The organism is Paenibacillus sp. JQZ6Y-1 (assembly GCF_040719145.1).
GTDB lineage: Bacteria > Bacillota > Bacilli > Paenibacillales > Paenibacillaceae > Saccharibacillus > Saccharibacillus kandeliae.
This window is the reverse complement of the sequence record NZ_JBFDUZ010000005.1, coordinates 148,711-162,590: the sequence shown is the minus strand read 5'-3', so window position 1 is coordinate 162,590 and position 13,880 is coordinate 148,711. Positions and strand designations below refer to the sequence as shown.

The 13,880-nt window shown below is 49.2% G+C and carries 10 protein-coding genes; 1 reads left to right on the top strand and 9 read right to left on the bottom strand.

Annotated elements, in window-relative coordinates; translation table 11 throughout:
• Positions 1-10: 10 nt before the first annotated feature.
• Positions 11-598, top strand: coding sequence for an NAD(P)H-dependent oxidoreductase (locus ABXR35_RS20765; protein WP_367063966.1), 588 nt, complete (start codon positions 11-13; stop codon positions 596-598).
• Positions 599-833: 235 nt separating this feature from the next.
• Here ABXR35_RS20765 and ABXR35_RS20760 read toward each other — a convergent pair whose 3' ends face one another.
• Genes ABXR35_RS20760 through ABXR35_RS20720 form a run of 9 tightly spaced genes read right to left on the bottom strand, consistent with a single transcriptional unit; the run spans position 834 to position 13,451 of the window.
• Positions 834-1,517, bottom strand: a complete 684-nt coding sequence (locus tag ABXR35_RS20760) for a DUF4956 domain-containing protein (protein WP_367063965.1) — start codon at positions 1,515-1,517, stop codon at positions 834-836.
• Positions 1,518-1,543: 26 nt separating this feature from the next.
• Positions 1,544-2,251, bottom strand: a complete 708-nt coding sequence (locus tag ABXR35_RS20755) for a polyphosphate polymerase domain-containing protein (protein ID WP_367063964.1) — start codon at positions 2,249-2,251, stop codon at positions 1,544-1,546.
• A 21-nt stretch (positions 2,252-2,272) separates the two neighbouring features.
• Positions 2,273-3,973: a CotH kinase family protein gene (locus tag ABXR35_RS20750; RefSeq protein WP_367063963.1), complete on the bottom strand. Its 1,701-nt coding sequence runs from the start codon at positions 3,971-3,973 to the stop codon at positions 2,273-2,275.
• Positions 3,963-5,669, bottom strand: a complete 1,707-nt coding sequence (locus ABXR35_RS20745; RefSeq protein WP_367063962.1) for a CotH kinase family protein — start codon at positions 5,667-5,669, stop codon at positions 3,963-3,965. The genes ABXR35_RS20750 and ABXR35_RS20745 overlap by 11 nt, the downstream gene beginning before the upstream one ends.
• 15 nt (positions 5,670-5,684) lie before the next feature.
• Positions 5,685-7,106 carry an exopolysaccharide Pel transporter PelG gene (gene pelG / locus ABXR35_RS20740; protein ID WP_367063961.1) on the bottom strand — a complete coding sequence of 474 codons (1,422 nt, stop codon included), beginning with the start codon at positions 7,104-7,106 and terminating at the stop codon, positions 5,685-5,687.
• Positions 7,082-8,521: a GT4 family glycosyltransferase PelF gene (gene pelF, locus ABXR35_RS20735; RefSeq protein WP_367063960.1), complete on the bottom strand. Its 1,440-nt coding sequence runs from the start codon at positions 8,519-8,521 to the stop codon at positions 7,082-7,084. The genes pelG and pelF overlap by 25 nt, the downstream gene beginning before the upstream one ends.
• Entirely contained in the window at positions 8,518-10,377 is a 1,860-nt protein-coding gene (locus tag ABXR35_RS20730; protein WP_367063959.1) for a DUF2194 domain-containing protein, read from the bottom strand. The genes pelF and ABXR35_RS20730 overlap by 4 nt, the downstream gene beginning before the upstream one ends.
• Before the next feature lie 4 nt (positions 10,378-10,381).
• Entirely contained in the window at positions 10,382-11,281 is a 900-nt protein-coding gene (locus tag ABXR35_RS20725; protein ID WP_367063958.1) for a hypothetical protein, read from the bottom strand.
• Positions 11,274-13,451: an NAD-dependent epimerase/dehydratase family protein gene (locus ABXR35_RS20720; RefSeq protein ID WP_367063957.1), complete on the bottom strand. Its 2,178-nt coding sequence runs from the start codon at positions 13,449-13,451 to the stop codon at positions 11,274-11,276. Before ABXR35_RS20720 ends, ABXR35_RS20725 begins: the two co-directional genes overlap by 8 nt.
• Between the last annotated feature and the right edge of the window lie 429 nt (positions 13,452-13,880).

The following is a 13,880-nucleotide window of genomic DNA, read 5'->3' as shown; positions in this document are numbered from 1 at the left end:
AGCGTTTCCTATGAAAACACTCATTATTTACACTCATCCCAATCACGATAGTCTCTGTTATACAATGATGCAGCAGGTCGTTCGTGGTAATCAGGAAAATCCGGCAGTGGACGAGATTCGTACGATTGATCTGTACGCTGATCAATTCAATCCAGCGCTAATCTTCAACGATCACAAGCGTCGCCGCGATATGCACCTTGATCCTGAGTTGGATCATTATCGGGAACAGGTACGCTGGGCGGATCAGCTGGTATTTGTGTATCCGATCTGGTGGGGACGTCCGCCAGCGATGCTGCTGGGATTCATAGATCGGATGATGGCATCAGGGTTTGCTTTTCAATATCGCAAAGCTGGCGATCTGCTGCCAGAATGCTTGTTAAAAGGCAAATCGGTCGTCTGCGTGTCCACGATGCAGGGACCGACTGGGTATTTGCAGCTTTGGCTGGGCAATGCGCATCGACTGCTGATGAAGCGTGCGCTGTTCAACTACATTGGCATCCGTAAAGTGAAGTTTTTTGAATTTGGCAATATGGAAAGTAAGAAAGGGCGCCATGCGCAGAAGCTAGACAAGGTGTATCGCTATTTTCGTACGGTATGATTGTGCACGATAGAAGCCTGAGCGTGCATCACACCGCTTGCTTCTAAATTTCTACTTCTATTGCTGTTACTGCTCATCTATATTCTGTCCAAACAATGCTAGCTACAAATAAAGGCTGACAAAAGGTACGGATTCGGTTCCGCACCTTTTGTCAGCCTGACTTCATTGTATATCATTGTCCAATCCAGCATTATATCGCCGGATTCGTACGTTTACCTATACTAGCAGCACATCATCACTGAGCATAATCCCCGTTGTAACTGACCAGCACCACGTCCGACACTCCATTGACATTGGACAGATCGTTGATAAATTGCGTATTGTCTGGGTCCTTGAGCCGAATTTCGACCGTCATCTCAGTCACATTTTTGCGTACTGTTTTGGATTTGAGTACGTATTTCAGCTTGCGTAGTGCGATCTTCACTGGCTCGGCAGCTTCGTCGTCGAAGTGGATGACCAGTAAGTACGGTGCATCGCTGCTTTGGCGGCGTGCCATGAAGAAGATGACTAGCATGATCACAATCGAGCCAACGATGGCAAAGGCGTACAACGTCGCACCTGTTGCGATACCAGCGGAGATGGACCAGAACATGAACATGATGTCCATCGGGTCCTTGACCGCAGTACGAAAACGTACAATACTGAGCGCGCCGACCATACCGAGCGACAGTACGATATTGCTGCTGATCGTCATGATGATGAGCGCCGTGATAATGGTCATCAGCACAAATGAGACGTTGTAATTATGGCTGTACACGACACCGCGATAGCATTTGCGATATACCCAGTAGATTAGCATTCCCAGACCAAAGGCGATCAGCAGGCTCCAAAACATCTCAATAAACGATACCTGATTGAAGGAATCAAGCTGGAGAAAGCTTTTTTTGATCACATCGCTAAAATTGGTTGTTTCATTCATTATGGTTGTCCCCCTTCAGGCTGACGTCAGCCTGTAAACACTTTTTGTCGTTCCTTGCACAGCACGTATTTGGAGATGGTGGAGCGATTGTGCGAGGACAATTGCACCAGATGCTTGATAAAGTCTGGCAAGAACTGGTTGTATTTTACTTCGAGAATCTGGCGCGGACCGTCGACGGACTCCATCGTCACCAGATCGGGATTAAAGATGTCAAAGGATTGCACGCCCGCACATAGATGCTTATCGAACGTAATGCGCACATCACTCACCGGATAAATGTACGCCTCGCGGATATAATCGACCACCACCGCCGGTTTGAGCTGTCCGTGCAGCATATCGTAGTAAAAGTCGCGCATCAGCAGATTGCCGGAATCGAGCAGAAAGCCGGTCTCTCCGTGCATGATGCAGTCAAACTGCTCACGGGTGATAGAGGCAGATTCCTTGGCGGTAAATTCGTTGTATTTGCTTTTGCGTTCTAGCTTGATCACGGCATCGCTTTTGTTGTAAATGCGGATGCGGTACTTTTTGCGACGAAACGCACCATTATTTTTATCGAACAGCGCCGTTTCCTGAATATTGTCAAAATACAGACTGCGAATATGGTAACCTTCGCTGTCGGTAGAATTGCGATCCAGTCGCATCACCGTCGCTACGCGTCGGCGTAATCCTTCGTATTCATTCGGTGCGATATAATACTTCAGCTCATGCCGAAGACGTTTATTGTCAAAGCGCACGTCTGTAATCCCCTTTCGTGCTTACTGCACATACAATTGGCGTACGCCATAATGGATGGCATCGTCAATATCTGTGTATTGATCGTATGGCATCGCGGTATGACCGCTTGTGTCTATGGCAGTCACTGTCCAGAAGTAGCGTCCACTGTTTAGCGACGACACATCTGTTGCAGTCTTCGATCCAGTGTTGATCTGAACCACCGGCTTGTCCATCGCTGGACTGCGGGAAATGATGAGCTTGTACGTTAGCGGTTCATGCTGTAGATCATAGGAAGCGTCCCAACTCAAGTGAAGTGTGCGATTCTGTGTGTCCGGCTCATGCAGTTGAAACGGCATCGGTGCTTGTAGCCCTTGCACAAATGCTTGATAACTTTGCTCCGTCACATTCGGCAACCGACGTAGCTCGGCATCGCGTGCATCCAGCGTACCGGGCAGATAACCGGGATCGTTAGACTGTGCAATCACGGAATCGATCACCTTGCGATAGGCGGTGATGTGTTGCAGGGTTTGCGCTGGGGTGATGATCTTGCGTAGCTCATCCAGCTTGTCCTGCAACTGCTGCACATGCTGCGGTTCACGGAAATACTGCTGTACCAGCCGATTTTGCCAATACGCAGCAAGACCATGCTGCCACGGTGCGCGCTGGCTATCTGGCGTACGTCCCCACGCATCGTCGTAATCCCACGGGATAAAGAACCATTTGTCTGATTCGCTTGGCGAGTAGAGCAGATAGTTTTCCGAAGCTGCGTCGACTTGATCCATAAGGATATTGCTTGCTAGCCAAGTTAGGAAATTATTCTCGTCAAAATGCTGTTTAAACACGGCATCCCACGCCTGACCACTGGCATCGTTCAGCTCATCCAGCATTGTCAGCAGCTTTTGGTGATCTCGGCTGCCCTTGATTTGTAGCACGTCCTGAAACTTGGATTTGTCAAAGGAAGGATCGTCTTCCAGCTTCAATGCGTCCGGGCTGCGATCAAAAGTAAACTTCTCCGCCTTGTATAGCGAGCCGCTGGAATCAAGTCCATGCGCCCGCAGAAAGGCTTTGTTCGGCTGTTCAATCTGTGTATACAATCCGTAATCTGTGAATGTGTCGACTGCATCGTCGCGCGATAAGTCTTTCACATGCAAACGGACGAAGCTGGTGCGCATACTCACCATATCCGGCAGAGAATGGATGTAATCGAAGCTGAGTTTGTTGCGCAGCCGAGTTAGATCGCCGACGGATTTGACCAGATTGATGGTCGACTGATCGCGCCATGCGCCAGCTTGTCCGTTCAGCTTGATCTTGTATGATTTCTGCGCCGATTTGATAGATTCCGTGCCACGCAGCGAGATAGAGCTATTCACCTGATAATCTGAATAGCCGAACATGCCATGTACAGGACCACTATCGTCGCCTTCTTGAAAAATGGCATCCAGTGAGCGCCCGTCATCGTCCTGCGGCTGGTTGATCCCGTTTAGCTCTAGCCAGCTATATGGATGCTTGCGGTCCAGATTCTGATGCATAATCGTTACATACAGGTTTGTAATCTGATTCTGTGCATCGCTGTCATAAGCGGCGCTGTTATCTGCCAGCTTGCCTGCTGCGTAGGCATGTTGCTGGCGGTCACTACGGTTGTCGTGCAGATCCCATGGCATCAGACCAGAGGGGATGCTGCAACCAGTCAGCAGAACCAGCAGCGACAGTATGCCAAGCCGCGACCACGGTTTATTTGACATAGAACTCACGCACCCCATAATGATTCACATTGTCCAGATCCTCATAAATATCAAAGGCGGGCATCTCATGCTGTTTACTGTCTACCGCTACGACGCTCCAATAATAGCGCCCCGGTGTTAAGCCGCTCACGCTCACCTCATTCGCTTTGAGCGCAGGCTGATGTTGCAGCGGGTTGGTCATTGCAGGCGAGCGGGAGATAAGGAAGCGGTACGTAATATCGTCTGCTTGCAAATCGTACGAGTTGTCCCAGCGGAAGGTAAGCTGTTCGCCCGTTTGCTGCACATCGCCCATGAAGAATGGCATTGGGTATTGCAGCATCTTCTCAAATCGCGCTACCGATTCCTCAGGAATGTCCATCAGATGATCGACCTCGTGCTTGTAGTTCTCAATCGGCTCTGGCAGATTGCCTAGATCGGGCATTTGATACACGTACTTCTCGGTGATGTTGCGATACATGTCGACATGCTTTGCTGTATTGGAGCGGTTGAATACCGATTCCAGCTGCTTGATCTTCTCTTGCAGTGCCTGCACATTGTCTGGATTTTTGAAAAAGCGATTTTGCAGCTGACTACCCCAATAGTTAGCGAGACCAGCTTTCCACGGGGCGCGCCGCGCCGTATCGTCATCGTAAAAGCCCCATGCACCGTCATAGTCCCACGGCAGGAAATACCATGTGTTGGAGTTGAGTGGCGAGTAGAGCATATAGTTCTGCGTTTGGGTATCGATATTGTCGGTCAGAATATTGATCGCCATCCATGTAAGGAAATTGTCGCGGTCAAAATATTTATCAAATACAGTATCAAAATCCTGCGTTGTATCATTGAGATCATCTAGCATTTTGAGCAGCTTGGTATGATCATGGTTGCCCTTCACCTCTAGCACCGATTCAAATTGGGTTTCGTTATACGTTGGATCGCTTTCCAGCTTGAGTTGATCGGGATAACGGTAAAATTCAAAGTTCGCCGCCTTGTACAGCTGTCCGTTCGGGTCAAGCCCGTGCGATTTTAGGAAGCTGCGGTTTGGCTGCTCCACCTGTGTGTACAGCCCATAATCCTGCCATGAGGATGAGGTACTGCCAGCAGTCATGTCTTTGACATGCAGATGCACATACTGATTGCGCAGGCTAGTAAAGTCTGGCACGCCTTGAAACAGATCATAGCTGAGCTTGTTACGCATCCGGCTAAAATCATACGCGCTTTTCACCAGATTGATCGTCGATTGACTGCGCCATTCGCCAGCGTCTTTGTAGAGGCTGATTTTATATGCCTTTTGATGTGAGCTGAGCGTCGATTTGCCGCGCAGCTTGACGAAGGCATTTGGATATTTGACATCATAGCCGAATTTGCCTTGTGCCGGGCCTTTACTGTTGCCCTCCTGAATGATGGCATTGACGCCTTTGTCTGCCATATTATTTTCCGGCAAAGTAATCTCGTTCAGACGGTTCCAGCTTTGCGGCGGCTCGGCGGTCAGATTATCCTTCGTGATCGTCAGGTAAAAGTCGATCACCGTATCCTGTGTATCGCCTTTATAGACGGTCACATTATCCTCCAGCCGTGGATGATACGTGGCTGCTGCTTCGGCTTTGCCCGTATCGGCAGTGGTGGCAGGCAGCGTAGTCTGGTTTTGACAGCCAGCCACGAGGACCATGCCTAGTACACTGGTCAGCAGCACCGAAGCTTTTGTATACATCTTCATGACTTCCTCCTCTTGCTAACGCTTCAGCAGTGGGCCGAAGCGATTTTCGGTCTGACGCGCGACCAGCGGTTGGGCGCTAAATGTGTAGTAATTGATATGGTTGAGCACATAGATGATGCGTGCCAGCGCCAGCAGCAGCGTAAGAAACGATGCTGCAAAAAAGGAAAAGCCCTGATCATTCAGCCATACTGAGATCGCTGTAAAGCCTGTATTCATGCCGAGAAAAGCAATCGCCAGCCACAGTACCCCTTTGCGATCATCAAAGTACAACAGCACCAGCGAGACCACATTGTAGATAATGTAGGCAAAATAGCCGATCACCAGCAGATTGAACAGATCGATCTGCGTGGATGTAAAGCCCATCAGAGGCAAGAAGCGGATACCAAGGGCGATGGAGATAATGGAGAAGATCATCTGAATGCCCATCATCAGCGTAAATTGCTGCCCCAGCACCTGATACATCTCCGTCCGTGCTCGGTTAATGTCCATAATCGAGCCTTTGGACAGAATATAGTCATAATAATTACGGAATTTGGGATAAAAGCTCGTCTCCAACGAGACGACAAATACGATCAATGTCGGAACCGCAGACAAAAAGGCGCAAAACACCGCCACATCATACTGCGGCGCCATCAAAAACGCGTCGCTAATCACCACACCCGACGGTCCGAACCATTGGATGAACTGATGAGCAAACAAGCCGACCGCATTCAGAATACCGATGGCAATAAGCGATGGGTACCGACGCAAAAAGGCGAGAAACGAGAAGTTGGACACCGTTTTGCCCGGTTTAAAATAGCGCTCAATCTGAACCATCAGCATGCCCGCCGTCACCAAAAATCCAGAGTCAAACGAGAACAGTGCAGACGAAGCAGTCCGCAGTGGCGTTAGATACAAGATGATGGACAGCGCGCCGATCGACACTACCGCTCCGCAGGCAAAGGCGCTTACGATGCGGCGGAAATTTTTCATCGCGGATACATACACAACCTGATTCCAGATCATGATCAGCAGCATGAATAGCAGAAACAATCCCGTTTTAACCGATAGCGGCAGCGGAGCGAGGATCAGGAAGATCAGCGCCGGAATCGCACCGGCAATCAGCGTAATCTGAATACTGCCGTATAGCGAGGGCAGCAGTGCATTATGATACCCCTCATTCAGAAAGTCCGAGCTTACACGAGTCAGATACATCGTCATCATGCTGCTCATAATATAGGAGAAAATAAACGCATAAATGACCGAGCTTTGGAACAACTCCACATCCAAAAAGTCCACGCTCGCCTGCCGCATTATCCAGTTGAACACCGCGACCATCACGATACAGAGCAGCATCGGTCCAATCGTGATCAGTGAGGAGTAGGTGTAGGCTTTTGCCTTGTTGACCAGCCCGCTTTTATCAAATAGCTTTTTTAATTCGAAACCGATACCGGCCATGATTGCACTCCTCCATACGTGTGATACAACTGCTGATAACTGGAAATGAAGTTGTGGTTTGTGTACAGGCTGCTAACGCGCTTGCGTCCATTTTCGCCCATTTGCAGACGATGATCTTCATTCTTGCACAGCTTAACGATCTCTTCGCCAATCCGCTCATAGCTCATCACAGGCACCACGCTTCCGGCTGCGCCGAAGTCGTCATGATTGCCATAGATCAGCTCCTTACAGCTGCCGACATCAGTCGTAACCATCGGCTTGCCTGCCGCCAATCCTTCCAATACGGCGAGCGGCTGCCCTTCACTAATGCTGGTCAATACGAGAATATCCATCTGCCCGATATACTCTTTAACATTGATACTGCCCGTGAAGATGACATCTTCGATCTTCAGTAGCTCCACCATCAACCGACATTCCTCATAATAATCAGGGTCTTCTTCATACGGACCCATAATGAAAAATTTTGCCTGCGGCACTTGTCGCTTCACAATCTGGAAGCTCTGGATCATCGTTTTAATATCCTTGATCGGTACGACGCGCACGATACCGCCGATATAGATCGGCTCACCTGCGGGCTTTATCGGCAGATTTAGATAATCGCTGGATGTTACGCCGTTGGGAACGATACTGATTTTCTCCTCGTCACAGCCCAATTCGATCTGAATCTCGCGATTGCGTCCGAACAGCGTAATGACTTCATCTGCATACTGATACGCACAGGTCGACAGCGTGTAGAAGTAACGAATCCAGATGTCCTTGAAATAACCGTCTACCCAGTCCGCCTTAATAATCTCTTCCTCACGCTCACGTGAGTAGATGCCGTGCTCGGTGAGCAGCACGGGCTTGTTGTACAGGTATTTGCCCAGACTTGCCAGCACTCCGGCGTAACCAGTAGAGACAGCATGATACACATCAGCTTCGGGCAACGGCTTTTGCACCGTTAGCAGCAGTGGCAGAATCATTGAGCGCACCGTCCAGAACATCTCGGTAAAAGGAAGCTGCTCGTATTTCTCCTCGCACAGCTTGCTCATAATATCGAAGAAATCACGGCTCATCAGGAAATTGGCAGGATTGCTCAATTTGTGGTCGCACAGCACGTCAAAAATCTGGCGCCAGTCCAGCTTACCTTCACCGGAGATCAGCGATGTAATCGCCTGCCGCTGATGTCGCTGTAAGCGCAGCTGATGACCCCATTCGCCATCCAGCTGCATATATTCATCAAGAAAAATCTCGCGTACTTCCACAATATTGTCCGGCAAGGTGTATTTGAATTTGCCCTGCTGCTTGCGCTCTGCCGCAATCGCATAAATGACAAATTCATGCTCCGGCATATTCCGTGCCAGCGAGTGAATCCAGCTGGATACCCCGCCGGTCACATAGGGATACGAGCCTTCCGCTACGATACAAATTCTCATTGTGTCTTCCCTCCCAGACCGAGTTTGAATGTATCGGCAGTCACTTCCACCAGATACGATTCATCATCAATCCGTGCGATTCGGCAGTTGGTCTGCGATGTAATCTTACGATCCGTACGCAGCACATAATACAGTGAGCCTGCCGTATAGTGGTTGATATAGCCGTCAATTTCATTGGCTTCATATACAAAATGCGGTTCGCTCAACTGATACCGCTGTAACTCTGCCGTCGCTTCTGATGCAGTCATCGGACGCAGCCACGGATACCGAGTGGTCGAGCGGTCGATAAATTCATCAAACATATCGCGCATCTGTTCCCAGTTATACGCATGACTGCGATCCGGGTCCAAAATGTCGTCAGGATGTACAAAATGGGAGAAAACGCCGAGCGACGTCATCGCGTTGGCGGTTGCCCAGTCATTGAACTCGTCTGTCATAAAGCCTGACGAAATGCGCGGCAGCTCAGCGATGCCATCTGCTGACACCTCAAATTCCTGCACATACGACCGATTCTCCGGGTCTTCGCTATATACAGATGAGATCGTCTTCAGATCGGGCCATGCACGTTTTAGCGCGTCGCGTCCATCTTGATCAAGCGCATTGGATGGTGGTACATACGTGGTCAGCTTGTATTTACTGAACGATTGATGGATAAACGATGCTACGGTCGCAATCGATTCTGCCATACTGTTCCCATCTGGCCAGACATGATAACCGAAGCTATCCGAGATTCGCGACTGAGTGGTTAGCGACTGGTGATTGTAGCCATGAATCCCAATCTCGCCGCCTTGCTTGATCAGCTCACGACCAAATAACGTCAGATTCAGACTATCCGCATCACTATATTGCCCAAAGGGCGGATTCACCTGATTGTTGTAGGTCTGGATCACAACCCCGGTCAGCTTAAAGTTATGCTCTGCCATAATTTTCAGCATGTCTGGCCACCAGATGTCCTTATAAAAGCGAACGGTGTTGCGGTGATATTCCTTGTACACCTTATCGTTTGTACCCGCCGGAATCGGAGCAGGGAAGTCGTCAATATACATGAGTGCTGCATTGAGCACGGGGTAGATCATATCTGGGTGCATAAGCGTGATGGCGCCAGACAGTAGACCACGACTCGTTTTCTCTTGGAACATCGAGCCGTTGAAGACGACGAAGCGTCCGTTGCCATACGGTGTTTCCCAGAGTAGCGGTACATTTTCATCGCTGACGGCGTGCACGATGCTATCTTTGCTCAAGCGCACGCGTACCGAACCGTTTTGGATCAATTCGGCGCTGTAATGCGCATTTTTATCATTGAGCAGCACATTGCTAGTCAGCTTCAAGCCAGTAGAGGTGAGATAGCCGCCCAGCTCAATGATGCCCATTTTGCGGTAATTCTGGTATAGCTCCTGATCCAGCTGCGGCATCGAGGTGAGCAGCAGACTGCCGCCATGACTTACGTAGCTGTCGATCCAGTGCTGATCTGGTAGCTTGCCAAGACTCGACATCGTGAGAATCACGCCACTGTATTTGGACGTTTCACCGGAAAAGGTGCTGACATTCACTAGATCGTGATTGATTTTCATATAAGTGAGCATATGGTCCGCATTGTTGCGAATTTTGATGCTTGCTGGATCGGTTTCGTCGAACAGCACCAGCATACGCCGTTCCTGCGGTAATGTGTTGACCTGAGCGGCAGTAAGCGCATTGGTTTCGTCCTGCTTTAGCTGCGACAGATTGGAGACATGGTTCTGCGCTCCCTTTAATTGCAGAATAGCGTCCGAACGGGTTGCCTGAATACCCAGCGCCATCACCAGCATAAAGGCAAGCATGACATACACCTGCGTACTGAGTTTAAATGATGATTTCATAGGATTACGCACCTTTTTCCGACCAGTACCGAATGACATTCAGGCCCGTATGGGATACTTTCACTGGAGATTGTTTGAGTGATTGCAGGGTGTCGAAGAACGCATCCTTCATCTGCAACTCGTAATATAGTTTTAATGCCGCCAGATATGGCAGCTCGCTATGTGGAAATTGTTTGTGAAATAAATTCTGATAACGCAGCGCTTCATCATGACGATGCAATTGCAGCTCACTGTCGATCTTCGCTTGAAATACCTCTTCACTTGCATGATTCATAGCAATCAACTCACCAAGCAAAGAGGCGTAGGTGGATAGATGCGAGCGGCGTGTTGGACTGTCCATAAATCCGCTGTGCATATACTGCCGAATCACTTCCGCGTATTCGGTCAGCACCTCTGGCGTATGCTCGCCACTGCCGTAGCGCACCGACCAATGCTGAATGCCCAGCGTCAGCTTGCGCTTGATCTCGACAACGGCGGTCACGGCATAGTGGGACGTTTCCGTATCTTCATTGCTGACCGCCTGTTCCAGCAGCGGCATCATAGCACCGGGATCGTCTTTGAGAAAATCGAGCATAAGACGGCGGCGGCTGGACAGATCGTTGACCAGCAATGCTTCCTCCAGCGGCACTAAATTGCTCTCCTTGCGCACATCCAAACTGCGGAATACGCGCACATGATGATTGTCCTGCACTTCATCCAGCAGATGACCAGTGGAGCGGGACAAGCGCAGATAGCCAGAGCGCAGCCCATCGCGCAGCAGACATAACGGTAGACCGAACAGCGGCAACAGCAGAACCAATGTGATCGAGCCTGCCGTATCTTCGCCTAGTCGCTGCCGGAATCGGTAGCGAACCAGACTGTATAGGATCGCAACGAGGTAATAGATCAGCAGCACACTAAGCATACAGCACGTCCTCCATGCGCAGACTGGCGCTGATACCGTATTGCTGCAAACGCTGAATGACTAGCTGCGCCTCCGCTGTCGTCGCATGGGATAATAGCAGGACAGGCAATCCGTTCAGCATCCCCAGATGATCCGAGTCGCGCTTGATGCTGTCGACCAGCATCACCAGCTCGTTCAATGTACGTTGTTCTTGCTGCAAGGTGAGCAGACTGTAGTCGCTATTGTGCAGCTTACGCGCTTCTTCACGCGCACGCAGCAATTGAGCAAAGGTCGCTTCGTTCAATACTGGCAGATCGTCTACATATCGCTCCTGACGTGTGGCACCTTCATACCGGAATGCGCGTGCCAGCGAGGAGGAGATCATATCGACACTGACCTTGAAGCGATTCTCATAGCCCATATTCAAATGCTCAAATGACGGTTCATGCAGTGAGATCAGCGCAATCACCTGACGGTCATGCAGCACGGGCATAATATACATCGGGATGTCCGGCTCCATGTCCTTGTTGACCCACATTTTGCGGGTATCGATCACTTGGCGGAAATGGGGTTGATCGTCCAGACGAATCGTTTTGGGCAGAATAAATCCAGATTGGCGCGACTGTACAAGCAGCCGCATATGGTTACTTTCATTAACCGAGTATATGGAGATATGGCGGGTATCGAGCAGATTTTCCAGTACATCCATCGAGGCGGTGATGACTTCTTCCGATTCTAGGCTTTCGAGCTTGCGCGTAATGGTATAAATACGTCCGATGCTGTCCTTGCTGCTGATCAGCTGGCGCTGTAATTCTTCCTTGATCTTGCGTGTATCACGGTAAATATGGCTCAAGAAGGTATAGCGTTCCTTCTCCGCAGTCAGTTCATTGTGGATGGATACCGATTCGCGCTTGTGCTTATCGGATACAAAGCCAACCACCAGCCCGAAGAACAGATAGATCGCTAGCATGAACAACGCTTCTGGGTCATACAACATGCTTTGCCAGTCCCGCCCATTCGCCAGCGCCCCGTAAAAGAACAATCCTGACGAAAGGATAGCCGAGATAACCGACTGTCTAGCTCCATATACAACACCCAGTACAAGTATGTAAACAAGCTTGAAATCAATATCCGCCGAGATCGACCAATGTGAGCCGTATCGAGTGAGGAAGACGATGAGGGCAAAAGCGAGTAGATTCTCCGCATACGGTCGAAGCTGTGTAAACCAGTGACGGTAGCCCTGTGGTTGCTCTGCCTGTCTGTCGGCGGCAACCGGAGTATGATGGTCACGGAACCAAGCGTGCGTTTTCTCCATGCCTTCACGAATGGAGTAAAGGGGGAGCCAGTCCAGATCCTTTTTGATTCGAGTATTGTCTAATGAAGAACGATAAATATCACCGCTGCGCGCATCCAGATAATGCACATCCTGTACTGGTTCGAGTTGTTCCAGAATGCCGATCAGCTCATTTAGGCTCGTCTCTGTATTCGTAGACAAATTGTAGATGCCTGTCGCTTCGCCGGTTGCACCACGGTAAATGCCGTCCACTACATCCTCTACATAGATAAAGTCGCGTGTCTGCTCCCCGTCACCGAATACATTCAGATCGCGTTGATCCATAAGCTGTTGCATATAAATCGAGACAACGCCGCCTTCACCAATCGTACCCTGCCGTGGTCCATATACGTTGGAGAAGCGGAAGCAGAGGGTGGGCAGCTTGTAAATGTCGTTCCATTTGCCGCAGTATACTTCGCCAAGCAGCTTGTTAATACCGTAGGGTGATAGCGGTTCGGTGCTCATCACTTCTGTCAATGGTACCTGTTCATTCATGCCGTACACGGCAGCCGAGGACGCGAAGATAAATTTGGAGACCTTGTATTTGCTGGACATCTCCAGCATGTTGACCAGACCAAGAATGTTGGTTTGCGCATCCTGACGAGGTTCGCGCATCGATACCGCTACATCGACCTGTGCCGCTAGATGAACGATAATATCTGGCTTGATGCTGTGGAAAATCTCATCACAGCGTTCATCCTCCACACCCAGATTGTAAAATTTGTGCGGGACGGTCACGTTCTCTTTCCGACCGGAAGCCAGATTGTCGATGATATACACCTGGTGTCCTTCTTTGTGAAAACGCTCCGCCACAAACGAGCCAATAAACCCGTATCCGCCTGTGATCAGAACATTCAATGGAACTCCTCCTTGAGTAAAATGAAAAATGAAAAGCCGATTATGAAAACAAACGACCAAAAGTTCGAAAAAAATTGGAATTGGTTTTGTTATTTTATATGTAATTCAGCAACCTTGACAACTATTTTATTACAATTGAGTAATATTATTTGAGTAAAATTTTACACCACATAGTTTCTTAATCTTTAGACACGTGGATGCGAGTTTACTGATGATAAAAAGCTTTATTTCACGCATATTTAAAGCTTTTTTAACAATTTCGTAAATGCGTATTATCGATGATTCTTAAGGACTAGGACTCATATGAAAGACAGGTATCTCATATTGTAGAAATGACGTTTACTTTTATAGAAATTGTGTTATGTTGAAGAGGATATCGTGTATACAGTAGAAAAGAAAAATAATGTGAAATGGATATTATGGTAATTA